A 23,952-nucleotide genomic window follows, 5' to 3' on the forward strand; every position below is an offset into this window, starting at 1 on the left:
CGAGACGTAGGCCATGATGCGTGTCCCCTCTGTGTTTCCTTTTAGACGTTATGGTATTTGCGCAGCGATAGCCTTGCTGCTTGCCTCGAATGTTCAAGCTGTGGAATCTAACAGTACGGCTTACCCCCTGGGCTTGGATACTGTGCTGGCGGGGCGTATACCTCCTCCTGGATTTAACGCTTTCCTCTACAGTACGGCATACAAGGCAACTGAAGCGCGCGATCAAGATGGTCATCAACAAGGTGGACTTGACGATTTCAAACTTAGTTACGAGGCCGTTGCATTATGCATGTACTATGTCTATTCCGATTTTAGGTTCCTCGGTGCCACTGTTGCCAGTCGGGCTGCTCAAACCTATATCGATGGTCAAGTTAGCTGGTATGCTAACACCCCACAGGGGCGAGTGCGTTATAGCGGAAAAGATGAAGGATTGGGTAACCTCGCTTTTACACCTGTATTCCTGGGATGGGACGCTCCAGGCTTGTACCAGATGGTCGGCCTTGATCTTTATGCCCCGACAGGCGGGTATGACAAGGAAAAGTTGTTCAACGTTGGAAATAATGTGTGGTCATTTTCTCCCTGGTACTCATTCACTGCCTATCCGACAGATAAACTGGAGGTGAGTGCAAAGTTTATCTACATGATCAATCAGCGCAATTCAGATACTGACTATCGTTCAGGTCGAGAAGTAAATATTGATTATCATGTGGCTTATGATGTATCCGATAACTGGCAGGCAGGAATCAGTGGCTATGCATACAAGCAGGTTAGCGATGACGAAGTTCACGGTGTGAGCGTGGCTAATAACGGCAATCGTGGTCAGGTTTTTGGTTTCGGCCCTTCGGTGAAATTCCACAATGAGAATATGACTCTTGTTCTCAAGTGGCAGCATGAAGCGTTGGTGGAGAACCGAGCGCAGGGAGATCGTGTGTGGTTTCAGGCTGTATTGCCTTTTTAGCTGGTGATCTCATCAGGGTGCACTTCTGTAGCATGGCTACCTGCGAGGGCGGATTGCTAGGCGGATCGCGCCCTCTCTCTACACGCCGTGTCGAGAGCAGGGCGGCCTTACGAAGCACATACCCTAGTGACCGCGACAATGTTCGACTCTACCTGACCTACTAACTCTATTTATGGTGATTATTGTAAGGTCTAACAACCCTCAGAGAGGCGGATAATGCTCAAGCCAACGGGCCAAAATCGATAGGTAATTGCGCGAAAAAGAAAGCCCGCTGCTAGTCGGGCTAATGGGAGCTTCTATCACACGTAGGGATAGGACGAGTGTTGCCTAGGTGTCGTGAAAATTGGGTAAAGGAAAAGTCCCGACAATGTCATCACAGGGATCCTCTCAGCGCCTGGCCAGTCATATGTGCGTGATCTGCGACGGGGATTTGCGACGGTTCACGTCGTTGAATCTTGTGGTCAAATGGCAAGCGGAGCGCGCCGGCCCAAAGGGCCAGAGGCGTGAGGATGGAAGCCCGTTAGGGCCGACCCCTGGGGACGCCAGGGATCGGTTCACGACAGCCGTCCTAAGACCTATTCCCCCCGTCGGAAATCTCTTGAAGCGTCTCACCTCTTGATACTACGGCAGGCAGTGCGGCCGGTGGCCATGCCTAAGCTTTTGCGCTTAGCCTTGCGGCGTATTCAGGAGGGATGACTGCAACCAGGTTGGCGCATCAGCTCTAGGTCGAACGCCCCCCATCACTGACCGCTTTTGACCCATAGCGGACACTTTATCCGGTGTAGACCCAGTTCAATCTCATTTGAACGGCCTAGCAAGGCGCGCTGAATAAAAGGTCGCCCTCGGGCGACCTTTTATTCATCAGCAGGTGACCAGGTTAATCCTTGGTGACTGCGTCCTTTACTTCACCGACTACCTGCTGCGCTTCGCCCTTTTTCTCCTGCAGTTTACCTTTCAACTCCAGTTCCGTGTTCCCGGTGGCCTTGCCTACGGCTTGCTTGACCTTGCCGACAGCTTCGTTAGCCATGCCTTTTACTTTGTCCGAAGTGCTACTCATGGTTTTCTCCTTCGACAATCATCAGTGAAACATTGGTTGGATGAGACATGCGTGCATCGATTGAATTGCGTGTCACTCAGCAATGACAGGGATCTTGCGTGAAGACAACGCGAAGCGGCCTACTGCAAAGCTCAAGGCGGCGCCGATCAGCAGCGTTACCAAGGTGCCCCAGGCTGCTTTCGAAACATTGCTGGCGGCGACCTGAGCCGCTTCGCGTGCCTGCTGTTCTGCCTGTTCCTTCAGAGCCTGAACCTGCTCGGCGGCTTGTTTATAGGCACGGGCGTAGTTATCGACCACTTGCTCGGCCTCCTGTTGGCTCTTGCCGGTACGCGCAGCAACGATGTTGACCAAGGCTTCCTTGTCTGCCGCGCTTAGGGCAGGCTCACCCGCCTTGCGTACCCGATCGAACCACTGCTTGAGCTGGTCGATCGCCAGGGGCGGGTTTTCGGCCGCGACCTGGCCTGCCGACTCACCTTGAGCCTGAACCTGATCGGCCTTGTGCTCCAAGGTCGAGGGATTCAGCTCGGCCTTGCCGGACTGCTCCAGTGTTTTGTTCAACTCAGCTTCCAGGCTGTCCCAGTCGAGCGAGATACCCCGCTTGTTCAGTTGCTCCTTGATGCCTTGGCCTACACCTGGAGCGGCTGCAGCGACGCCATTGGCGGCGAGCGAGAGGCCTTTGCCGGCAATGTTCCCAGCGGTACCAACCACGCTGCCGGCTAACGAGGCCAGCAGCCAGGTAGCCATCAGCGTGGTCACTGTCCAACTCAGCAGACCATGCAGGCCCCCCCGGGTAGGTGCGGTACGGCCGGCCACCCAGGCACCGGCAACCACGGAGAGCAGCGTGCTGATGAACAACCACACCCCCGCGCCCGTACCAAAGCCGCGCAAGGGGTTGCCTTCAGCCATCGGATCCACGACGCCGGCGCCGATGGCCGTTCCCAGCACACTGAGTAGCAGGTAGCTGGCCAAGGCGATGGCGCCACCTGCGAACACGGCGCTCCAGGATACCCGCAGCGTGCTGACAGCATTGGCTGGGGCGGTCACATACGATTCAGTCATCTATGCATCCTCGTGAGTTGAGACTGGCAGCACCAGCAATTGATACCTCTGGTGCAACGTCAAGGCCAGTTTGCAGGTCACATGCAAGGCTGTATTGGCGCATCTGCACCTGATCGATTAGTGCATCCGCACCACCCTTGGCCTGCCTGCAGCAATTAAGCTTCAGGTAAAAACTACATGCGCGATGGAGAACCGCCATGAGCGACGCCGTGCTCGCACGAGAGACCAACCGCCGCCAACTTCAGCAGATCATCGCCGGATTGTCCGATGGTGTGATCCTGCTGGAAGTCGACCAATCGATCATCTGGGCGAACGAAGCGGCCCTGCGCATGCATGACGTCGACAGCCTGGAGCTATTGGGTAGCAACGCTGAGGCTTATCGCGAGCGCTTCGCCCTGCGCTACCGCAACAACCACCCGCTTGAAGCCGAGCAGTACCCTATTGCTCGTGTGGCTGCTGGGGAAGTGTTCAGCGACGTGGTGATTGAGGTTACGCCCGTTGGCGATGAGGAGGCGCGCAGCCGGGTACACCGGGTGCGCAGCATGGTGCTGACGGACAGCAAGGGCGAGGCTGAATCGCTGGTGCTGATTATCGCCGATGCCACTGAATGGGCCAGCGCCGAACAGCGCTTCGAAAAAACCTTCAACGCCAACCCGGCCCCTGCAGTCATCTGCCGGCTTAGCGATCTTCGCTTCATCAAAGTCAATCAAGGTTTTCTCGAGATGACCGGCCATGTCCGGGAGAACGTCATCGGCAGGACTGTCTATGAGGTGGATGTGCTGGAAAACGCCGAGCGCAAGGAGCTGGCGATCGAGCGACTCATAGAGGGTGCGACCATCCCGCAGATGCAGGCCGAATTGCGCTTGCCGGATGGCGGCACAAAGCTGGTCATCGTGGCCGGGCAACCTCTGGACATGCATGAGGAAGATTGCATGTTGTTCTCTTTCACCGACCTTGAGCCCAGGCGCAAGGCGGAAAATGCCCTGCGTCAGAGCGAGGAACGCTTTGCCAAGGCGTTTCGCCTGAGCCCGGTGCCTACCCTGTTGTGCAGCGCCGACAGGCAGCAGCTTATTGATGCCAACGAAGCATTTCTAGACACGCTGGGTTACACCGCTCAGGAACTGATCGGCAAAACGGTGGCTGAAATAGATTTCATGGACGATCGGCGCGTCATGTCGCAGGTATGCGACGTGCTGGAAAAGACAGGCCGTATCGAAGCGCTAGACCTCAAACTGCGCAAAAAAAACGACGAACGACTCGACTGTGTCCTGCAGGCCGACAGCGTTAGCCTGCAAGACTCGCCCTGCTATCTGCTCGTACTGATGGATATCACCGAGCGCAAGCGTTCAGAACTGGAGTTGGTCGAGGCGATCGAGACGGTCATGCAGGATGCGTCGTGGTTCAGCCAAACCCTGATAGAGAAATTGGCCAACGCGAAACGAATGAATACCGGTCGTTTGCCGAATGCATCGTTTACCGACCTTACGCGCCGAGAGCGTGACGTGCTGGCGCTCATCTGCGAAGGCCTTGCCGACAAAGAAATCGCAGCGCGGCTGAACCTGGCGCTCAACACCATTCGCAACCATGTATCCACCGTTTATTCCAAACTCGACGTCCATAGTCGTAGTGAGGCAATAGTCTGGGCTCGGGAGCGAAGGTTGTTTGCAGGGTAACCGTCGTGGTCTGGCGCCCAACAGCCGCAGGAGCTTGGCTTAACCTCATGGAGGAACTCAACATCTAGTCCGCGTTCATCCACTCCAAGGTGCCAGGAAACCTCGCTACGAAGCGCGTGCCGGACGCAGACGTAGAGGTGACTGATAGCGTCCCGTTGTGACCCGTCACAATCTGAGAGGCGATATACAAACCAAGCCCCAGGCCCTCTCCGCGACCACCACCAGCCGACCTCTTGAACGGCTGGAACAGTAGCGGTAACAAAATGTCGGGAATCTCTGGGCCATGGTTCATCACTGACAGGACTATATGATTTTCTTGCATGCTCGCGATGACTTCTATCGGCTGATCACGCGCACCGTGAGCAACTGCATTGCCCAACAGGTTCGAGAGCAACTGCCCCATTCTCCCGGCATCACAGAAGACCCCAGGTGAAATCCTCACCTGTTGATGGATTTTGACGGTGGGATGACTCGTCATGATTTCATTGATGACGGCAATAAAGACGTCACCCAGGTTGTCCACCAACGTCCGCTTGACCGGAATACCTCCCCCCAACTTTCCTCGGGAGAAATCCAGGACATCTTCAATCAAGTTATTCATCCGCTGCGAGCTTTGTCGTATAGCAGTGGCCAGCTTCTGCTCGCGACCGGCGGGAAGCTTAGCCTCCAACAGGTCGGCGCTCATTCTGATAGCGCTCAGCGGCGAGCGGAGGTCATGTCCCAGTACGGCAATGAACTGCTCGCGGACGATGCCCGTCTCAGCTGCATCGGCCAGTTCGATGGCTTTGGTCTCTAGCTCCGCCACAACGTCTAGTTGAACAGCTATCAACTGGGCAAAAAGCGTTAGCGTTTTGCACACCGCATCTTCATCAAAAAGGGCCGGAACCTCATCGATCGCACAGAGCGTTCCGAAGAAATCTCCGTTTGTCCGGGTGATCGGAATGGAGACGTAGCTTTCCAGGCCGTAGGTCTGAGGGGTGTGGTGGGTGGAGTACACCGGATGCTCACTGGCATATTTGAATAGAACGGGTTGGCGATGCTGACGAATTTCATGGCAAATCGTCGTTTCCAGCACTAACTCGCCGCCAGGTAGCAGCCCAAAATCAATGGAGTCGTCGACGGCGCAGGCCACCCATTTCGTCTCGGTAACACGCGCAATCGCCGCAAAGCGCATGCCGGTAATATGCTTCACCATATTGAGAATAAGCGGCACAGCCTCGATCTTGGCAATCGTACTGATATCGAGTGAAAGGTCAGACGGATAAGGCATCAATGTCGCCGGTTGGATGACTGTCAAATTGGAATTAAAGCGTAAGCGCCCGGTTTTAACAATGAATCTGGGAGCTAGGTAGGTGAACGCCAGCTTGACCATTTCGCTCGCCATCGACCCACCACAGCTTCGGGTCGATTGCGCTGTTCCGCCAAACCACGATTCGTGGCATCGCCGTGGCGCCACGTTCGTCTTTTGATCACATTAATGCATTCTTGGATGAGCACCAGATCCGTCACGTTATCGATCAGACCTACTCGTTCAACGACGTAGACAAAGCGCTCGAACATCTGGCACGAGACGCATCCGGCAAAGTAGTCATCAACGTCTTCTGACGCGTTGGAACACACTTCGGATGCCCCGGATCCGAGTCTGATAGACTAGGCATGACCGGATCCTTTGCTTGCCGAAGTTTTCCTGCGCAGAGGGCAGCTTCGGGTCGAAAGCTGCCAGTCGCGAATTGCCGCTATCGACCCATAGCGGCCGGTCACAGTAAACAACAACCGGCGAGAAGCATTCAGTCGAGACCGGTAGCTATCGCAACCCAAAGCTGACAGAAAAGTATTCTGGCCTCGCCCTACCGTAAAACTCACAAACCGAGCGTCAACGCTGCAAGCTTCGCCACCTCAAGGGGGCATGCGGCTCAATGTCGTCCTCGAGCATCCAGGCTGCTGACAACCCGGCCCATGCGAGTACCCACTGCAACAACCTGTGGCGATCTATTTCGGCGGCGTGTGCCACGACCCCTATCCGGTGCTCGAAACGGCCTGGAGCCAAAGCGCTTTTGTTATCTGGATTGAAGAAAATATTCGCGTAATCGAAGCCACGCTCACCGTATAGTCCCTTAGGATCGATAGCGAGCCATCCCTTGGCACCAAAGTCCAAGACATTGCCGTGATGGATGTCGCCATGCAGTACCCTGACTTCGCGAGGGGAACCCAAAAGTTGGTGGGCGGTTTCTGCGCATTGTTCAAAGATCCCTCTGTGCGTTGCCGCAGCGCTCCATAAGGCTTCGAACCGTTCAACAAGGGGGACTAAAGCAGGCAGCGGTTTTGTACGTGGCATGTGGAGGCGGCGGATCACTGCACAGATAATACGAGTAGCCTCGTCGTCCTGGCCGCGACTCACCATGTGCGCAAGGGAGCCCGAGCCGTTCGCACGCTCCATTAGTAAGGCCTCACCATCATGTGCCAGCACGGGAGCTGCTCCCTCACCGTCCCACCAAGCCATGAGCAGGGTGCCTGCTTGCTCTTCTAGCTCTTGCGAAATTTTGAGCATGGCGGGTAGGCCGTGGTGACGAACTGGCAGTAGATATCCATTCAGCGAGGCGAAAGCATCACCGTCGATAGTCAGCTCCCATCGTTTCAAGTATTGATCAAACATAAAATCATTAAATTTCGCACATTCCTGAGCAAGCATTATGAATGATTGAAACATAAGGCTAAACGTTTGCTTTTGGCGGGCTGCTGCCTTCTCCGGCAGGCTGCTTTGGGTCGAAAGCAGCCAGCCGTGACAGTGCTGCTTGGATCACAGTAGCTCCTAAGAACACCGCAAGTGGCCAACCGCTGTCAACGCTGCCGCTACGCGTTGCCTCCATTTGTGAACAATGAAGCAAGCGGAGCGCGCCGGCCCACTGGGCCAGAGGCGTGAGGATGGAAGCCCGTTAGGGCCGACCCCTGGCGACGCCAGGGATCGGTTCACGACAGCCGTCCCCTATGAGGGGCACGCCCAGTGGCATCATTGCATCAAGCGACCTTCCCGCAGGTCTGAAGCTACCGTCTGGGTCGCATTTACGATGCCAATCGGATGCCACTAGGGTGGGGGACTTCTTCCAAGCGAGGTAAGCCACCATTACGCTCCAGGCTCTCAATTTCCAAGCGAAGATCATCGATAAGCTCCGCTGAGGATCTGCCAGATTCCAAGCTTAAGGTCAGTGTCAGCAGCGTCAGTGAGCTTACCTCCAGCCGCTGACTTACCTGCTCGAGCTTATCCAGTGTCAGGCTGGACTTACCGCCTTCGAGCTTTGAAAGAAACGTCCTACTCGTGTCACCAAAGTCCCGCTGCGTGATGTTTCGCTGACTGCGTAGCGCCCGAAGGACGATGGCGAAAGACGATTTCAGTGACATATGCGATCTCTCCGCTTGAGCGTGTCTCCGGTGAAATCCACGTGGGATTTCCGCGCAGCCTCGAAGCCTGTGGGCTGGCCTAGCCCTGCGGTCAGGAGGAGCTACCGTTTCGTCGATACACTGTTGATGCATCCAGTATATCTCGCTAAGCTCGTGAGGAGAACATTTGTACTACTCGCGGTGATGAGCGTTATGAACAAGCCAGACCAGACCCCTGATGATCGCTTTACGTTTTTCTCGCGCGAGGAGCTGCTCGAGCAGCAGTGCCTGTTGCTTGAGAGCGAGTTGGCGGTGATGGGCGAGGAATTGACGGCCTCTCGCGAAAAGATCGCCACGTTGGTGTTGATGTGGACGGGGGTCAAAGCTGAGCTGCAGAAGGCTGAGACGGAGTTGCTTCGGGCGAGGTATCAGCTTCAGGTGGGCAGCGCTCACTGAGGAGGTAACGGCATTGCTAAATCACTTGCGTAGGTTATTGATGAGGCTTGCGCACGATCACATTGATCCGGTGCCAATTCACAGCTCCAGAGTCGATGACCATGGATAATTCAGATTCACGCAGCAGGACAATCTCGAATCCTTCGCTTAGCCTCCGAATGTCATCCACGCTATGGAATGACATCTGCTCCTCGCTTGCCCAGCTGTGCCTCAATCCAAAGAAATGACCTACGAATACACCACCCGGGACTAGAGCGGTGCGAATCTGGCTCCAAAGGTTGGGAAATCTGTTAGGCCTGCAGAAGGGAAGAGCTAGTCCTGCGTGAATCAAAGCAGACGTTGGAAGGTGGGCCAAATGCTCAAAATCTGCGACTACAGCGGTGAGTCGACGAGCATCGTCCATGGAGCACTTGCGGATCGTTCGCGCGATTGCTTCTGGTTCTTTGTCAATTGCAAAGACCTGCCACCCGCCTTGAATGAGCTGCCAAGCCTCATTGCCTGACCCACATCCCAGGTCGATTGCATGGCGAGAATATAGATTTCTGACGTGATCAATCGCACAACTGAGAAGCGGAGAGGGGGCTCGGGTTTCTGTACGTTCGTAAAAAGCGTTCCAACTCGTCATGGATGAAGCGTCCTTACCAGTCCATGTCTTTAAGGCTCAAGGGCCATTGTGGGAAATCTTACCTCACTGGATCGATACGGACGCTCGGGTAATGTTTCCCCAGATTACCTAGCGGGGAAAGTGGGGTCGTGCGAAACGGACGACACGCGTTTGCTGACAAAGACAGCGCAGGAGGAAATGGAGCGGGTGTACCGGGAAGGTTTTCGCTACAGCAAGGCAGAGGTGCTGCTGCTGCTCGACCTTAGCCCACCGAACGAAATCACCGGTGACCTGTTCGCGGGGCTCAGCCAGTGGCGAGTGAGATACTGTCGGGCGTGACGGAGGCAGTGAACGGCAGATGGGGTAGGGGAACGATGAGGCTTGCGAGCGTGCCTGTCGATCCCGCTTGGGGCATGCGGGGAGATGATGAGTCAGGTTTTCACGACAAGGGTTTATGAGCTCTGGACTGTTTACTGCAAATGATCTCGGCAACAGTCCAGAGCATGCGCGAACGAGTTTAACTGACAGGGTATAGCTTGCTCGCCATCGCTAGGTGGGGAGCACGGTCAGGGTGACCCGAGAGGGTTTTTCGCTGCTCATATGAACCGTATTCCGAGCTACACGCTTGTTTGCGGCCAGACCTTCAGGCTCACCGCTATTTGGGTTCACATCGAAGCGGGGGAAATTGCTGCTCGCAATATCAATGCGAAGGCGATGGCCTTCCTTGAAGCGATTGCAGGTGGCAAATGGAGTGATCGATACTTTGAAGCACTGGCCAGGCACGGTGGGTGAAGGTTCACTCCAGGACTCGTGGTAGCGGGCACGGATAATACCGTCTGTGATGTTCATGGCGAAGCCGTCTGGGTAATCAATGCTCGGCGGGTACACGTCAACGAGCTTTGCGGTGAAGTCGGTGTCGAAGCCATCTGTCTCCACCCAGAGCTCGAACTCGATGCTACCGGCAACCACAAGGTCAGAAGTCAGGGGCTCGGTTTCAAAGCTGAGTACATCAGCCCTTGCGTTCAATGGGCGGTTATCACCTCGGGTGCCAAAAAAACGGGGCGACTCGCGTTGGTCGTATGCGCCACCGACAAATACAGGAGCACCTGAAGTAAGCGCCCCACCGATGGTTGGCACCGGGCTCAGGGGATCTGCCAGGTAGGTCTGGTTGGCAGGTGTTGCAGGCAAAGCCTCTCGCAGCACGCCGTCAGAGTGGAAGTGCAGCACCATTTGCTCGCTACCGGGTAACGGCCAATGGTTGGCCGTCAACCACTCTCCGCCATGGTCGATTCGCTGGTTCTCGTCCCTGCGACCCGACCCGCCTCCCATGATGAACACCTGTACCTTTTGAGACAAACGCAGTGCCGAAGCTGATTGAAGCAGGTGGGTTTCAAACCACTGTAAGCGGCAAGCTAACCAGTCGTCCTCTACATGGCCATCGAATGCTGCTGTTAATCCGTACTCGGCGTCACCGCTGTGAGTGATATTCCTGTCGCCGTGAAGCCATGGCCCCATGATCAAGCGCTGGGGCGCGCTACCGTGGAGGGTGAAAGCATGAAAGTTGTCCAGCGTGGAACTGACGTAGGCGTCGTACCAGCTGGACATGTGGAGAACCGGGATATCCGGAATTCTGGCGCGATAGTGATCGGCGCAGATACCCAGTTGCTTCCAGTAAGTGTCGAAGCTGCCGCGTCGCCACTGGTCTAGAAGGTAATCCTCGTACTCGGGTGAATGGCGTAAAGGGGAGTGCCCTGTTTGCCATGGCATGTTGGCGAACCACGCATGTATGTCTTCCTTCTCGAGCGATGCTCGCAAGAGCGGGTCGGCCTTAGCTGCCGGGCTTTCCTTGGCCTGCTTATACGCCCAGGTCGCCTGCTTGAGTTCAAAGGCGCCACCCTGGCGAATGCCGCATTGGAAAGCGTTGGCGAAACCACCCGAGTCGAGCACCATGGTGCAGAGACCTGGTGGGTTGAGGCAGGCCATGGCCAGCTGAGTATGTGCCGCGTAGGAGAGACCCATGCTGCCGACTCGGCCATTGCACCAAGGCTGCTCGACTAACCAGGCGAGTGTGTCGTAACCGTCCTCACCCTCGTTAATGTACTTAACAAACTCACCCTCAGATCCATATCTTCCACGACAATCTTGGAACACCGTCACGAAGCCCTTGGAGGCAAACGCAGCAGCCATCTCCTCTCGACCGAGGTGGTGTCCGTCAAGACGCTTCTCCGAACGGGACGGCATGGATTTGTTGTAGGGCGTTCGTTCAATGATTACAGGAAGCGGATTGCTCAGGGCGTCGGGCAAGTAAATGTCCGTGGCCAGCCGAACACCATCGCGCATCGGCACCATCAGGTTCTTCATAACATGCATGTTTGCGACTCTGATTGCGGGGCTGACAGGGCAGCCCGGAATTAGTAACCGACGAAGACGGCGATGCTGAGAAGTATCAGCGCAATAGCGGTGAAGATGAGGAAGAGAGGCCAGATGAAGCGCGCCCACTGCCCCCAGCCCACTTGTGCAGTTGCCAGCAGAACTAGCAAGCCACTAGAAGTAGGGGTGATAAGGTTGGTCAGCCCGTTGCCGAGCAAGAAGGCATAAACGGTGGTTTGCGGTGTGACACCCGACAGTTGGCCGAGCGGGCCGAATATCGGCATGGTTACAGCGGCCTGGCCGGAGGTGGAAGGGATCAGAACATCTAGCCCCAGTTGAGCGAAAAACATGCCGAAGGCGGAGACTAAAGGCCCATGGTCGCCGACCAGTTCCGAAAGGTGATTGACGATAGTGTCGAGCACTTGGCCCGTACTCAGGATTATCTCCACCGCTGTGGCAAGGCCGATTAGTACTCCGGCCATCAATACCTTTTTCATGCCGTCGACAAAGGCACCCGCAGCTTCACTGGCTCCTATGCCCGCAACGAGAGTGAAGACCATGCTTAGGGCCAGATAGTACGCGGACAGCTCTGGATACTTCCAATGCCACTGGTTTGAGGCATACACCAGAAACCCCACACCGAGTGCCAGTAGGATGAGATTGGCAGCGTGACGTGGGTGAAGGCGTGATTGCTTGAAGTCAAACTGAGCTGTGCTATCGAAACCGTGGCGGCGAATGCTGAACAGCACGAAAGCGATACCGACCACCAGGAAGGTCAGGTACGTCACCACCCGCATGTTGAGGCCGCTGAACATGGGCACGCCAACCAGAGGCTGAGCAACTGCCAATGCCACGGGGTTGGTAATCGAACCGAGGTAGCCGACCTTGACCGATATCGCGACTATCGCCAAACCGATGATGTTGGGAAGACCGAGCCTGTTAGCCATCGCAACCATCAGCGGCACGATCAGGATGAATTCCTTTGCCAGACCCATGAAGGTGCTCCCGGCAGAGAACACCAGCATCAGGCAGGGAACGAGAACGTAGATGTTCCCCTTCGTAAGGCCCAGGATCCTCTCAAGGCCTGCGTCGATAGCGCCAGCCTTGTTCAGGACACCGAACATCCCACCAATGAACAACACCATGAAAATAAGTCCGGCGCGTTTCTCGATGCCCTGCGGGATCGCCATGAAGGCTTCTACCAAGGAAACAGGTCGTGCCACCTCTGCACCCGCAACTCGTGGTTCGACAGAGAACAATTGTGTGAAGCCAGAATCTTTCTGCAGGGTCTGGTATGAGCCAGGGATTACGGCAATGTCTTTACGCTCAAACTGGCCGGAGTCCACGAAATAAGTGAACGCAAGTGCCATAAAGACGATACTCAGCAGGATCAATGCAGGGTTGAGCTGTTTAGAAGGCTTAATGGAAGCGGGGCTGGAAGGTGCAGCCTCATCAACCTGTTCGGCTATGGCCGACGTAGTGTGGGAGCGGTTCATAGTGCGCATTCTCGATTGTTGTTCTTGGGGTGCCCAGGCGTTATGGCGGCACACTAGATCAACCCATCGTGTTCGCTCAATCTTATGAATGATCCGGGTTGCCCTATGCGTTATCTGTCATTCGAGATCGCTCGAAGGCGCTCGCTCATGTGATTTGCAAACGCCTCGACCAGTCGGGAGCGCGGTTGATCTTTGCGGAAAATCAGACCGAACCGGTACGGCAGCGTTGGTCGAAGGGGCCTTATCAAGAGCGGCAGCCCCCCCGTGTCTCGGGCCAGTAATCCGTTGATGATCGAGACGCCCATCCCCTCTGCAACGAATGCACAGGCTGCACTGACGGAGTGAACCTCGACCCGCACCTGCGGGGTGACACGCGCCTCGCGAAAACGTTGATCCAGTTCCGAGCGCAGATTGCGTTGCCGCCCCAACAGCACCAGGGGAACCTCTCGAAGATGATCAACAGTGACCTCGGACAGTTCTGCCAAAGGATGTCCCTCAGGCATCACACAGACGCCCTCGGTCTCCAGCACCGGTTGTACCTCGAAATCTGGAAGCTCTGCAGGCAACCGGACAAACGCGAAATCCGCACTGCGGTCTAGAACAGCACGTTCCAAGGTGTCGTAGCCCCCGGTAAGGATTTCAACCACGACGTCCTCCCGCTCGCGCAGGAACTCAGCCACGATGCTGGGTAGCAAGTGATGAGTCATGCTGGTCGGTACTGCCACCCGAAGCAGGCTTCGCTGTGAGCGACCTACCCTAAGTTCGTCTGCCAAACGCTGGACACGCTGGAGATTGTCGACGAGCGCGGAGACCTGGCCCAGCAACTCCTGTGCCTCAGGTGTCGCCATCAATCGACCTTTTCGACGCAGGAAAAGCGAGAAGCCTAAATGCTCTTCCAACTGTGTGAGAAGCCGACTGACAGCTGACTGGGATAGATCCATCCTGGTAGCGGCTCCAATGGTAGAGCCGGTCGCCATGATGGCTTGAAAAGCTTCGAGCTGCTTGAGGTTCACGTCCTGCTCCCAACGATGTGACCAGGAGCGTGCGCATAGGGTAATGCGCATCGCTCATAACGTTGTGACTTGGTTCACAGGGCGGTAGTGTCCGCCGCACGAACACGTTGAGTCCAGTCTTTACGATATTAAGGCTTGCTGCTTCCAGCTGTTCGATTGCCAATCTGCCAACAATCACAACACATAGCAGAGACTTCCAATGCGCATGCTTTTGAGCACGAGCACCCTCGCTTGCGCGGGTGTGATGACCAGCCTCGTTCCTAATTTGGCAGTTGCTGAATTCTTCAAAGATTCCCAAGCCCGTTTGCAGCTTCGCAATTACTACTTCAACGATGACTATCGCGACGGCGGCAATGACCGAAGAGAGTGGGCTCAAGGTTTCATTCTCAAAGCACAGTCAGGCTTTACCGAGGGTACGGTCGGGTTCGGGATGGAGGCATTGGGGCTTTCAGGAATACGGTTGGATTCAAACCGGACTCACTCAGGGACGGGGCTTCTTCCTGTTCATGATGATGGCCGAGCTGCTAGCGAATACTCCAGCCTTGGGATCACTGCCAAGCTTCGCTGGCAAGATACGCTACTCAGCACCGGCACTTTGTTGCCCAAGATTCCAGTGCTCGTTTACAACGATGGGCGCCTCTTACCTCAGACTTTCCAGGGCACTCAAATTGAGTACACCGGTATCGATCGGCTTTACGCCCATGCTGGTCATCTAGACAAGCTCAAGGCGCGAAACTCCACCGATAGCGTTGATATCTTCCCGCAAGGTTACACAGGGAGCGAAGGCACCGACTTCGACTTCGCCGGGCTGCGCTACGACCTCCGCAAGCAGCTCAGCATGAGCACCTACTACGGTGAGCTTCGCGATTTCTATCGGCAGCAATTCTACGGCCTGGTGTACACAGTGCCTTTGGGGGTAGGAACGCTGACGAGCGATCTTAGGTACTTCATCAGTGACGACGCAGGAGCTGCTCGAAATGGCGTCGTCGATGCCGACATGTTCAGTGGGCTGTTCACCTATGGTCGAGGAGGACACTCTTTTGGTTTCGGTTACCAAAAGGTCGATGGGGGCACAGCTCTGCCATATGTGAGCGTGAGTACGGTGTACTCATTCAGTAACGCCAGCGTTGGGAAATTCATCCAACCTGGTGAGCGTACCTGGATGCTCCGTTATGACTTCGATTTTGCCAGCGTCGGCGTGCCTGGCTTGGCCTTCATGACCCGTTACTACAATGGTCGCGGCGGCGAGTATCGTGGGATGGATGCAAGAGAGCATGAGACTAATACGCAGCTGAAGTATGTTATTCAGGATGGATTTTTCAAGGGGGTGGGTGCTGAACTCCGACACGCTATTTCACGAAGCAACTACGCTAGTGACCGCGACAATGTTCGACTCTATCTGACCTACGAACTCTATTTATGGTGATGATTGTAAGGTCTAGTAACCCTCAGAGGGGCGGACATCGCTCAAGACAAACGGCCTGGGTCGATGACGACTTCGAGGCAAAAGAAAGTCCGCTGCTAGGCGGGCTAGCGAGCTTCTATCACACGTAGGGATAGGGCGAGTGTCGCCTAGGTGTCGTGAAAATTGGGTAAAGGAAAAGTCCCGACAATGTCATCACAGGGATCCTCTCAGCACCTGGCCAGTCATATGTGCGTGATCTGCGACGGGGATTTGCGACGGTTCACGTCGTTGAATCTTGTGGTCAAATGGCAAGCGGAGCGCGCCGGCCCACTGGGCCAGAGGCGTGAGGATGGAAGCCCGTTAGGGCCGAACCAGGGCTACGCTAGGGGTCGGTTCACGACAGCCTCCCTGAGACCTACTCTCTCCGTGGGAACCTCTTGAAGCGTCTCACCTCTTGATACCACGGCAGGCAGTGCGGCCGGTGGCCATGCCTAAGCTTTTGCGCTTAGCTTTGCGGCGTATTCGGGAGGGATGACTGCAACGAGGTTGGCGCAACAGTTCTAGGTCGTACGGCCCCCATCACTGACAGCTTTCGACTTATTGCGGACGTCCGCCAGAGGCTGCTTTCGGCTCATACCCGTCGTTCGGAGGGGCGGCAATGGGCTGAAACAGACTGTAAGCGATACTAGGGCCCTCTCTGAAGTATTGCGTTTGCATGTTGGTCACTAGGTCATCACGTTTTAGCAGCAGGTTTAAGTCGGAAGCTTACTCCCATACGGTTGAAAGCGTTCATTGCGGCAATGGCCGCTGTCAGGTCGACAAGATCCTTTTCTGCAAACATCGCTGATGCTGCTACTTAAGCTCCGTCGGATACGCTTGAAGTCGATCTTGGTCTTGAAGCGGGCTGCAGACTTGATCCACTTTATGGCTATCCCTACCAAAGAACGCCTTCACCTCACCGTACCCTGTTTCCCTATCAGTATTCAGTGACTCCACCCCCTTGGCGGTACCTTCAACGGTGAAGTAATTCACGTGATTGAGACCGATGGTGGCGAGGACGGCGGACAGGTAGGGGCGTAGAAAGTCGGGCTGACGGGCACGTTGGCCGCTGATGTAGCCCCCGCTAGCTATTGCGACGTAAACCGGACGATCCGTCAGCGTTCCGACTTTGCCTTTGGCGGTGCCCAGAAACGTTTTGCCCACGCGTACCACCTGGTCGATCCACATCTTGAGTGGGGCGGGCACGCTGTAGTTGTGCATCGGCGTGGCAATAAGCAGTACGTCGCATGCCTGCAGTTGGTCGATCATCTCATCGGAACGGCTCAACGTACCCTTCTGCCCGCTTGCTATGACTACGCGCTGATTGGCTAACGCCTGGGCGTAAGGCGCATCGACTGGGGCCAAGGTGTTGAGGTCTAAATCGGTTAACTCGATACCCCTTCTGCCGGCCTGACTGGCCAAGGCAAACAGGATCTGCTGGGACAGTTTCAGACTTTCCGAAGAGTCTGCATTGGCGCTGGCGACCAGGCGAAGAATGCGCAAAGGAGCAAGTGGCTGCTGGGACGATGTCATGAGGTTTGCCTCCTTGAATGTGCGTGCGGGTTATGGCGTATCGAATTGTTTTTGAAAGCGCAGTGCACCCGTCAACAGGCCTTCACGGAAGTAGAAACGTTGCGCGCGGGCGTTGGCCAAGCCCGTGTCGAGCACCAGGCGTGCACAACCGCTGGCGCGGCCCAGTCGTTCCAAGGCTTGCAATAAGCGCGACCCCCACTGGCCACCCCGCTGCGCCTCGGCGGTTACAAGGTCATCGACATACAGGAATGCGCCGTAGACCAAGTTTTCCTGTAAGCGGTAACCAGCCAGTGCGACAAGAACGCCTGAGTCATAAGCACCAATCAGGCGATAGCCTTCAACGCGCATACGCTCGATGCGGCTGACGAAGTCGGCTTCGCTCGTCAGATGAGGGCGCAATTGCTGCATTACCGAGAATGCGCTGCACAGGTCATGGGTGCTGTCCAGGGGACGCAGGGCCGGGTCGGCCAGGTCGAGCACGCTGGGTATGAAGTTGTGCAAAGTGAATGTCATGGGAGTTGCCCTCATGAGTAGGTGATAGCGCTATATTGGACTAGCATTGACCCACTTGATTGAGCCAAGAAATGGGGTATGAACTAGGCCATGATGACCTTCCCAAAGTCGCCTTTTGCTCCCTTGGAAGAGCAGTCCGGCTTGCCCCTGTATCGTCAGCTGTACAACCGAGTGCTGGCCGCCGTTGCCGCTGGCACGTTGAGCCCCGGTGACCGCTTGCCGTCGGCGCGCGCCATGGCCAAGGAGCTGGGGGTGGCCCGTGGCACCGTCGAACTGGCCTATTCGCTGCTGGCCAGCGAGGGTTACCTCCTGGCGCTCGGGCAGAAAGGCACCCTAATCAATCCTGAACTGCAGAAGCCCGTGTCGGCGGCCACCGCATTACCAGTCAGTAGCCAAGTGATCGAAGACACCCCTGATTCGCTCTGGCGTCCACCGCAGCTGTTGCCATTCCAGATGGGGGTACCGGCGTTGGATGCATTTCCGCGCAAGATATGGGCGCGTCTCGGTGCTCGGTATCTACGCGGGATGCGTCTGGGAGATCTGGACTATCCGGCTCCCCACGGCCTGGCAGCGTTGCGCAGCGCCATTGCCTCGTATCTGCAGGTGTCCCGAGGTATCGATTGCGGTGCCCACCAGGTGTTCATCACCAGCGGTTGGCGCAATAGCCTGTCGTTGGTCGCTCATACCTTGTTGCAGCCAGGCGAGTGCGCCTGTGTGGAAGACCCGGGCTATCCCACTACGCGCCAGGTGCTTCGCCAGTTTGGCCTGGAGCTGGAAGCGGTGCCGGTTGATGCCGATGGCATGAATGTAGAACACGCCATCGCGGGTTCTCGGGCTGCCCAGGTCGCCATGGTGACACCGGGGCATCAGAGCCCGCTGTCGATGGCACTGTCGCTGCCACGCCGACAACTGCTACTGGATTGGGCTGCCCGCACCGGTGCCTGGATTGTCGAGGACGATTACGACGGCGAGTATCGCTATGTCAGCCGTCCACTTCCAGCGCTGGCCAGCCTGGATCGCCATGGCCGCGTGCTGTATGCCGGCACCTTCAGCAAGGTGCTGTTTCCCGGTATTCGCCTGGCTTATCTGGTGGTGCCGCAGGCGCAGGTGGCAGCGTTCGAGCGCATCGGCCGGGCCTTGTTTGCTGCCGGGTCACCGTCAATTACCCAGGCCTTGGTGGCGGAGTTCGTTGCCGAGGGACACTTCGCTCGGCATATCCAACGCATGCGCCGCCTCTACAACGAGCGACGGGCAATGACCATCGAAGCACTGGAGCGGAGTTTGCCGAAGGGTATGCAGGTGGAACGCTCGCCAGGCGGCATGCACCTGGTACTGCGTTTGCCGGAGGACGTAAGCGACACCGCCCTGGCCGAGCAGGTGCTGGCCAGGGGCATGTCGGTACAAGCGTTGTCGCGCTGGGCTGCCTCATCGCAGCGTCAGTCAGGTCTGCTCCTGAGTTTTACCAACTGCGCCACGACTGCTCCAGGCGAGCAGCTTGGCGCGTTGATCAGCAAGTTGCTCAGTTGAGGTTGGCCTTGTTCAGGCCGAACAGCTCATCGGACGAGCCCGGGATCGCCTGGAAAGCCACATTGAGGCGATTCCAGCCATTGATGGCGACGATTAGGAACGACAAGTCCGAGAGATCCTGCTCGGAAAACTGCTCGCGCGCACTCGCATACAGGCTGTTGGAGATACCATGAGGCGGCAGTTGGGTGAGGGCTTCAGTCCACTCCAGCGCCGCTCGCTCCACTGGCGAAAACAGCTGCGACTCACGCCAGACGGCGACGTGGTGAAGACGCAGCTCGCGCTCGCCATGGATCTTGGCCTCTTTCACATGCATATCCACGCAGAACGCACAGCCGTTGAGCTGCGAAGCGCGCAGCATGATCAGGTGGGCAAGCTCGGCCAGTAGCGGCTTCTTGCTCAGTTGCAGGGTGAGCTCCACCAGTTTGTTGGACGCTTGGGGAGACAGCTTGAAGTGATCAAGGCGGTTGTTCATGGGTAGTTGCTCGCAGTGGGTGGATGTTTGTTGGAGCCCACTGTAGCTACGCTTGGACTAGCCCTACAGGGCCAAGATGTTAACTTCGAACTGGGCCATGTCTGTATCGAAGTGCGCCATGATCACTCATCGGGCGATAGGGTCGAAGGGGCGCTATGGGCCGTTTATTGCCCTCCGCGAATGTAGATTGTGACGTCCCCTCGCTGGTTGAACGCATGAAACTGGCTTCAACGCGGATTAGCCAACTGCTGTCTCTGGGTGCAAGGGGCATTGAGTTCTAGCAGAGCTGCCCCTGCGACTCGCCGCTCGGCCTTTCAACTGAATTTTTCCAGCAGTAGACACCTCCATAAATCATCAACCAGGGAGGGGGTCTTGTGTCCGCACTTCAACTGTACGTTATCGACAATGGAGATCAGCGGGCCGGAGCCGGAGTTCATAACTCTACCTGTTGATTTCAAGAGGTTCGCTGAAGGGGCGGGTGGCGCATAGCCCCACGCCGATCAATTCTGGAGAGTAAGTATGCAACCCAAGACTGAGGGCTCGGAAGAAAAAGGGCCTAGCAATATTCCATTTATCAACGACCCGCAAAAGCCTACGTCGCCGCCTATGAATGATGCCGATGCTACGGATGCAGCAGAGGCGGAAGAAGACATTCAAGACGACGCAGAGTCGATCTAGGCCGAGTGACGCATGAATACCTGACACTTGAACCCAACCGCTGATAGCTGGAACTCAAAAAGCCGGTGCGGCACGTGCTTCGAAGCGTGCCGCCACCAAGCTCAGTCTGGTCAGCTTCGGCCTGGACGTTCTCTCCGGTTTATTAAAGATAATCGGAATTTCGAGGTGCCGCTGAACTCTCAGTCAACGGTATGCGCGTTGTTTTCCCAGCTCCAATCCTCCCAACCAACAAGACCAACAGGGGGTTTTTATGACGTGTCTGATTTGCGCAGGGCATGCGCACACCGTGGAATGTGCGACGGGGTGGGAAGAGCGGCATTGTTCGGAGTGCGGCGGCTATCGCATGTCCCAAACCCTCATTCTGGCGATGATGGAGCAGGGGCAGATCTTCGACACCCCTAAAATGCGAGCATGGCTGAGCACCCGGCGGGACGTGGTGCCAATACCCACAATCGAGTCCCACCACGCCATTCTCGTCAGGTGAATTGGCGGTGCGCCGCACCCGTTTCCTTCAGGCGCGCTCCCCTCGAAGCCAGCGCTCGTGATAATGCATCAGGCGGGTCAGCCCATAGACGGCGCCGTCGTGCATGACTTGCGCTCGCTCTCCAAAAAAACGCTGGGTACGGGTGAACACGGCAATCGGCTCGCCGGCAAAAGCCCACGCAAAGCACAGCGTGCCGGGTAACACCCCTGATGTTGGGCTTGGCCCCGCTACACCGGTAGTTGCAATAACGACGTTGGCATCGCTGTCCTTCAACGCCCCCAAGGCCATCTCCCAGGCGACGGGTTCGCTAGTCAGCCCGTACCGTTCGATGGTTTGCGCGCTTACACCTAGCAGGCGCTTCTTGGCGGAGGGCGAATACACCACGTAGCCGCTTTCGAGTACCTCCCCTGTACCGGGGAAGGCCGCTAGCAGAGCCACCATGCAGCCTGCAGTGCAGGATTCGGCAGTGGTCAGTACCAGATGGTGGTCTTTGAGGTAGCCGAGCACGGCCAATACGGGATCACTTGCCATGTTCATGTCGACTCGTTGTTCTTTTGCGGTGGACGTTTCGGCTATGTAAATGGTTCACCGGTTTAGTGCAGCTTCGATGCGCAGCGGCCGGATGGTGCGTCAGGCACTGATCATGAGCTCATCCAGACGCAGTGATGCCTGCCACGGTCGTGTGCCGCTCATACCACTCATGCTGGTCTGCTGAACCTCTGAGGCATTGACGACTCAACCGGGCATCGACGTATGGGGCAGGCTGATGCGAACGTTTGAGAAAGACCTTTCTGTACCTCAATTGTTGAAGCTCAATTACCTGGCCCGGTGGTTTCAGGTATTTGAGGACAGAGCATTGCGTATGGAGTCGCCGGACGATTATCACGAGGAACTGCTTCGCCAGGCCGATGAACTGGATCGTCAAGGGCTGATCTCTTGGCAGGAGTGGCGTGATCTTCGTCTAGAGGCTGACGCTGCTTACCTCAGAGCGGTAGCAGGGGATGATTACCCGTCAGGGTTTGTGTCGGGATCGATGTAGGGGATTGCGCTAAGGTGCGTCGAAATCCTGCATCAGGATGAAGTGGGTACGTGGGCCTGTTGATCCAGGCCGGTCAACCCAGCACCGGCCAAGAAGCGCTGCGGCAGGCCAGCATTGGCCACGAATGCCTGGGGCCGCTTTGCGGCCCATCGCCGGCAAGCGCGGCTCCCACAGGTACTGCGCTGGCCCGGAGACTGGTTAAATCTCTGTGGGAGCCGGCTTGCCGGCGATGAGGCCGGTACTGACTACACAACCTTGGTGCAGGGCAGCAGTTACCGGCCGCCACCCAAGTGATTCCACTCGCTGTACGCCGACTTCAAAACGTGGGGAAGGCGAGGCAGCTCTCGTCTGATTTCGCTCAACGCGTCAGGGCTTCGAATCCATTCCGTCAGCCACGCGATCAGCATCGGTCGGGTAGTGGGGCAGGGGGCGACCTGGTGTTCAAGCTCGTCGGCTATTTGTCCCAGAAGCTCCAGATACGCGTCCAACTCGGCAATTTGATCGACCATGGTATGCGACCTCTCTCAGCTTTGGATGAGTGCTGGCTCTGTTGCCCTCACTGCTCCAATGTCAGCAAGCGCGCGTCCTCTTCCCGCGCCCCAGGCCATGGCCCTCGTAGTCGTCTCGCCGGGCCGCCTGGCGTAAGCCTCTTCAACCCGGGCCAGGCCTGAAGGTTCGTAAATCCCGATGAACAACTGGGTGTCGCCTGTGCGGGCTAACCTGGCCTGAACATCAAGCCGTGCACCGTCCGCCAGCACCTCCTCATGGGAATGGTGTTGCAGGCTTGGATCGGCCCAAGCCCAGAATACTGCTCCACGATGTCGCATCCTTGCCTCCTGATCAGATCTTCCTCAACAGAGCCTAGCCCTTGTGGTCTTTTTTACCTGCCCCAATCATTTCTGAACATTCCAATGCCAGCTCGACCAAGAGTTGCCTTGATGCTTTTACATAGCCGGACTAATACTAAAGAACTGCCAAGAAGAGGGATGATCATGCAGACACGCTTCGTTGTGATTCCCGCGTTACCTCTGCAAAAAGAACTGTTCCCTCGCCGCATCGGCGTTCCTGCTGCCTTGGCGGCCGGGTATGACCTGTACGACACCCACTGCAAGATGCGGCTGTGCCTCGGCTATCCCACCCGTGCCGAGGCGGATTACCAGTGTATGTGCCGCAACAGCCAGGAACTAGCAGGCGGTTCCTGCGTCGCTGCGCAAGCATAAAGCAGAGCTATCCGCCCAGTCGCTGCTACACCCTGACCCCCAGCCTATTGACTGGAACGGCTGTTGGTATTCGCTGGAGTTGAGGTGGAGGGACGGTGCAGATGGGTACCGGTTGGATCGGTGATCTGGATGACCTTTCCATGCCGCCAGCCATCCGCACCAGCATCAGCAGGGGGAATCGGGATATCTGCACGTTGAGCCCTCGTCTTCGCAGGGTCCACCCCCAGACGCCGATTGCGCTGCTCGACCATCTTTGGATCAGCCTGGCCATCCGCTGTGAACCCCATCATCAACTGCGGAACGCCCACAGGTAGGGCTTTGTCCTGGTCGGTGTGCCACGTGTGCCATGTTTTCCCGTAGGTATGGGCAAGCCGCTCCATCAACGCATGTTCAGCAACCGCTGGTATGCCTGGTGCGATCAACTGCCCGGAAGACACCTCATACCCATGGCTGTGCCACATCGCCTTTTCGTTGGCCGGCAGTCCGGCAAACAGCTTCTCGTCAATGATGTACTCGACGCCCATGATCTTCGCGTCCTTGGTATTGCCGTCGAAGATTACGCACTGGATTACATCCTCGTTGAGGATGGAGCAGTAGTGATGCGCCTCCATCTGAACGCCGGGGTGACCGTTATAGAAATGGAAACCATCCAGATACGCGTTGATGGCATCAATTGGCGGTTTGGACTGCAATGCCGCCGCGCCGGCTTCCAGCATCTGGGTCTTGGCTGATTCAGGCCTGCCGGGTGTCTCCATCGGCGACTTCGTCTCAGTAGCAGAGCACGCCCACAGAAAACTACAGGCCAGGGGAAGGGTTACGAGTCGGATAAGTTGTGGCATCAGAGTGGCTCTAGCGGGTGTCCTCAAGGGACAGCCTGGGCCGGTAAAGCGAACCATGCAGCAGACGAACGGCCGGGGGGCGACGAATGCCAGGCAAAAGAAAGCCCGCTGCTAGACGGGCTAATGGGAGCTTCTATCACTC

General features: G+C 56.6%; 23 protein-coding genes and 3 pseudogenes. 11 read left to right on the plus strand and 15 right to left on the minus strand.

The window, feature by feature from the left end:
- Nucleotides 1-13: 13 nt before the first annotated feature.
- A complete protein-coding gene (locus tag ABEH27_RS04000; protein ID WP_346612310.1) occupies nucleotides 14-958 on the plus strand; it encodes a transporter in 945 nt (314 codons plus the stop codon).
- Between the two features lie 877 nt (nucleotides 959-1,835).
- Here ABEH27_RS04000 and ABEH27_RS04005 read toward each other — a convergent pair.
- Both ABEH27_RS04005 and ABEH27_RS04010 read right to left on the minus strand, forming a co-directional pair.
- The gene (locus ABEH27_RS04005) at nucleotides 1,836-2,015 is read right to left on the minus strand and encodes a CsbD family protein (protein ID WP_027919235.1); all 180 of its coding nucleotides are present in this window, start codon (nucleotides 2,013-2,015) and stop codon (nucleotides 1,836-1,838) included.
- A 72-nt stretch (nucleotides 2,016-2,087) separates the two neighbouring features.
- The gene (locus ABEH27_RS04010; protein WP_346612311.1) at nucleotides 2,088-3,074 is read right to left on the minus strand and encodes a hypothetical protein; all 987 of its coding nucleotides are present in this window, start codon (nucleotides 3,072-3,074) and stop codon (nucleotides 2,088-2,090) included.
- 197 nt (nucleotides 3,075-3,271) lie between these two features.
- Between ABEH27_RS04010 and ABEH27_RS04015 the strand changes: the two genes are divergently transcribed.
- Nucleotides 3,272-4,747 (plus strand): PAS domain S-box protein, encoded by a 1,476-nt coding sequence (locus ABEH27_RS04015; RefSeq protein WP_346612312.1) that lies wholly within the window; start codon nucleotides 3,272-3,274, stop codon nucleotides 4,745-4,747.
- Nucleotides 4,748-4,811: 64 nt separating this feature from the next.
- Here ABEH27_RS04015 and ABEH27_RS04020 read toward each other — a convergent pair whose 3' ends face one another.
- Nucleotides 4,812-6,131, minus strand: a complete 1,320-nt coding sequence (locus ABEH27_RS04020) for a GAF domain-containing sensor histidine kinase (protein WP_346612313.1) — start codon at nucleotides 6,129-6,131, stop codon at nucleotides 4,812-4,814.
- Nucleotides 6,132-6,160: 29 nt separating this feature from the next.
- On the opposite strand from ABEH27_RS04020, the pseudogene ABEH27_RS04025 reads away from it, so the two are divergent.
- A pseudogene (locus ABEH27_RS04025) lies at nucleotides 6,161-6,352 on the plus strand (hypothetical protein); the annotation flags it as partial.
- A 268-nt stretch (nucleotides 6,353-6,620) separates the two neighbouring features.
- Here the strand turns inward: ABEH27_RS04025 and ABEH27_RS04030 are convergent.
- On the minus strand, nucleotides 6,621-7,454 hold the full coding sequence (locus ABEH27_RS04030; protein ID WP_346612314.1) for an aminoglycoside phosphotransferase family protein: 834 nt from the start codon (nucleotides 7,452-7,454) through the stop codon (nucleotides 6,621-6,623).
- 881 nt (nucleotides 7,455-8,335) lie between these two features.
- Here ABEH27_RS04030 and ABEH27_RS04035 point away from each other — a divergent pair.
- Complete coding sequence (locus tag ABEH27_RS04035) at nucleotides 8,336-8,578, plus strand: hypothetical protein (RefSeq protein ID WP_346612315.1); 243 nt, start codon at nucleotides 8,336-8,338, stop codon at nucleotides 8,576-8,578.
- 34 nt (nucleotides 8,579-8,612) lie between these two features.
- Here the strand turns inward: ABEH27_RS04035 and ABEH27_RS04040 are convergent, their stop codons facing one another.
- Entirely contained in the window at nucleotides 8,613-9,203 is a 591-nt protein-coding gene (locus tag ABEH27_RS04040) for a class I SAM-dependent methyltransferase (RefSeq protein WP_346612316.1), read from the minus strand.
- A 150-nt stretch (nucleotides 9,204-9,353) separates the two neighbouring features.
- On the opposite strand from ABEH27_RS04040, the gene ABEH27_RS04045 reads away from it, so the two are divergent.
- Together ABEH27_RS04045 and ABEH27_RS04050 are read left to right on the plus strand one after the other, a co-directional pair.
- On the plus strand, nucleotides 9,354-9,521 hold the full coding sequence (locus tag ABEH27_RS04045; protein ID WP_346612317.1) for a hypothetical protein: 168 nt from the start codon (nucleotides 9,354-9,356) through the stop codon (nucleotides 9,519-9,521).
- Between the two features lie 8 nt (nucleotides 9,522-9,529).
- Nucleotides 9,530-9,640, plus strand: coding sequence for a hypothetical protein (locus ABEH27_RS04050; RefSeq protein WP_346612318.1), 111 nt, complete (start codon nucleotides 9,530-9,532; stop codon nucleotides 9,638-9,640).
- Between the two features lie 91 nt (nucleotides 9,641-9,731).
- Here the strand turns inward: ABEH27_RS04050 and ABEH27_RS04055 are convergent, their stop codons facing one another.
- The 3 genes from ABEH27_RS04055 to ABEH27_RS04065 all read right to left on the minus strand — a co-directional run bounded on the left by ABEH27_RS04055 (nucleotide 9,732) and on the right by ABEH27_RS04065 (nucleotide 14,061).
- Complete coding sequence (locus ABEH27_RS04055; RefSeq protein ID WP_346612319.1) at nucleotides 9,732-11,552, minus strand: CocE/NonD family hydrolase; 1,821 nt, start codon at nucleotides 11,550-11,552, stop codon at nucleotides 9,732-9,734.
- A 41-nt stretch (nucleotides 11,553-11,593) separates the two neighbouring features.
- Nucleotides 11,594-13,048 carry a Na+/H+ antiporter NhaC family protein gene (locus ABEH27_RS04060; RefSeq protein ID WP_346612320.1) on the minus strand — a complete coding sequence of 485 codons (1,455 nt, stop codon included), beginning with the start codon at nucleotides 13,046-13,048 and terminating at the stop codon, nucleotides 11,594-11,596.
- A 110-nt stretch (nucleotides 13,049-13,158) separates the two neighbouring features.
- Nucleotides 13,159-14,061, minus strand: coding sequence for a LysR family transcriptional regulator (locus ABEH27_RS04065; RefSeq protein WP_346612321.1), 903 nt, complete (start codon nucleotides 14,059-14,061; stop codon nucleotides 13,159-13,161).
- Between the two features lie 199 nt (nucleotides 14,062-14,260).
- Between ABEH27_RS04065 and ABEH27_RS04070 the strand changes: the two genes are divergently transcribed.
- A complete protein-coding gene (locus tag ABEH27_RS04070) occupies nucleotides 14,261-15,487 on the plus strand; it encodes an OprD family porin (protein WP_346612322.1) in 1,227 nt (408 codons plus the stop codon).
- A gap of 712 nt (nucleotides 15,488-16,199) precedes the next feature.
- Here the strand turns inward: ABEH27_RS04070 and ABEH27_RS04075 are convergent.
- The 3 genes and pseudogenes from ABEH27_RS04075 to ABEH27_RS04085 all read right to left on the minus strand — a co-directional run.
- A pseudogene (locus ABEH27_RS04075) lies at nucleotides 16,200-16,346 on the minus strand (carboxymuconolactone decarboxylase family protein); the annotation flags it as partial.
- A 101-nt stretch (nucleotides 16,347-16,447) separates the two neighbouring features.
- Nucleotides 16,448-17,038, minus strand: a pseudogene (locus tag ABEH27_RS04080) (NAD(P)H-dependent oxidoreductase); the annotation flags it as partial.
- Nucleotides 17,039-17,068: 30 nt separating this feature from the next.
- A complete protein-coding gene (locus tag ABEH27_RS04085; RefSeq protein WP_346612323.1) occupies nucleotides 17,069-17,551 on the minus strand; it encodes a GNAT family N-acetyltransferase in 483 nt (160 codons plus the stop codon).
- Between the two features lie 90 nt (nucleotides 17,552-17,641).
- Here ABEH27_RS04085 and ABEH27_RS04090 point away from each other — a divergent pair, with 90 nt between their 5' ends.
- Nucleotides 17,642-19,078 carry a PLP-dependent aminotransferase family protein gene (locus ABEH27_RS04090; RefSeq protein ID WP_346612324.1) on the plus strand — a complete coding sequence of 479 codons (1,437 nt, stop codon included), beginning with the start codon at nucleotides 17,642-17,644 and terminating at the stop codon, nucleotides 19,076-19,078.
- On the opposite strand, the gene ABEH27_RS04095 is transcribed toward ABEH27_RS04090, so the two are convergent.
- Nucleotides 19,071-19,550 (minus strand): carboxymuconolactone decarboxylase family protein, encoded by a 480-nt coding sequence (locus ABEH27_RS04095; RefSeq protein ID WP_346612325.1) that lies wholly within the window; start codon nucleotides 19,548-19,550, stop codon nucleotides 19,071-19,073. The genes ABEH27_RS04090 and ABEH27_RS04095 overlap by 8 nt on opposite strands.
- A 519-nt stretch (nucleotides 19,551-20,069) precedes the next feature.
- On the opposite strand from ABEH27_RS04095, the gene ABEH27_RS04100 reads away from it, so the two are divergent.
- Entirely contained in the window at nucleotides 20,070-20,228 is a 159-nt protein-coding gene (locus tag ABEH27_RS04100; RefSeq protein ID WP_346612326.1) for a hypothetical protein, read from the plus strand.
- Nucleotides 20,229-20,739: 511 nt separating this feature from the next.
- Here ABEH27_RS04100 and ABEH27_RS04105 read toward each other — a convergent pair.
- Nucleotides 20,740-21,243 (minus strand): CinA family protein, encoded by a 504-nt coding sequence (locus ABEH27_RS04105; RefSeq protein WP_346612530.1) that lies wholly within the window; start codon nucleotides 21,241-21,243, stop codon nucleotides 20,740-20,742.
- Between the two features lie 235 nt (nucleotides 21,244-21,478).
- On the opposite strand from ABEH27_RS04105, the gene ABEH27_RS04110 reads away from it, so the two are divergent.
- Entirely contained in the window at nucleotides 21,479-21,751 is a 273-nt protein-coding gene (locus ABEH27_RS04110; protein ID WP_346612327.1) for a hypothetical protein, read from the plus strand.
- Nucleotides 21,752-22,275: 524 nt separating this feature from the next.
- On the opposite strand, the gene ABEH27_RS04115 is transcribed toward ABEH27_RS04110, so the two are convergent.
- Nucleotides 22,276-22,578 carry a hypothetical protein gene (locus ABEH27_RS04115; protein WP_346612328.1) on the minus strand — a complete coding sequence of 101 codons (303 nt, stop codon included), beginning with the start codon at nucleotides 22,576-22,578 and terminating at the stop codon, nucleotides 22,276-22,278.
- Nucleotides 22,579-22,737: 159 nt separating this feature from the next.
- Between ABEH27_RS04115 and ABEH27_RS04120 the strand changes: the two genes are divergently transcribed.
- Nucleotides 22,738-22,971, plus strand: coding sequence for a hypothetical protein (locus ABEH27_RS04120; RefSeq protein WP_346612329.1), 234 nt, complete (start codon nucleotides 22,738-22,740; stop codon nucleotides 22,969-22,971).
- A 44-nt stretch (nucleotides 22,972-23,015) separates the two neighbouring features.
- Here ABEH27_RS04120 and ABEH27_RS04125 read toward each other — a convergent pair whose 3' ends face one another.
- Nucleotides 23,016-23,810 carry an OBAP family protein gene (locus ABEH27_RS04125; RefSeq protein WP_346612330.1) on the minus strand — a complete coding sequence of 265 codons (795 nt, stop codon included), beginning with the start codon at nucleotides 23,808-23,810 and terminating at the stop codon, nucleotides 23,016-23,018.
- Between the last annotated feature and the right edge of the window lie 142 nt (nucleotides 23,811-23,952).

It is taken from the genome of Pseudomonas sp. P39-UII1 (assembly GCF_039672635.1).
Classification (GTDB): domain Bacteria; phylum Pseudomonadota; class Gammaproteobacteria; order Pseudomonadales; family Pseudomonadaceae; genus Aquipseudomonas.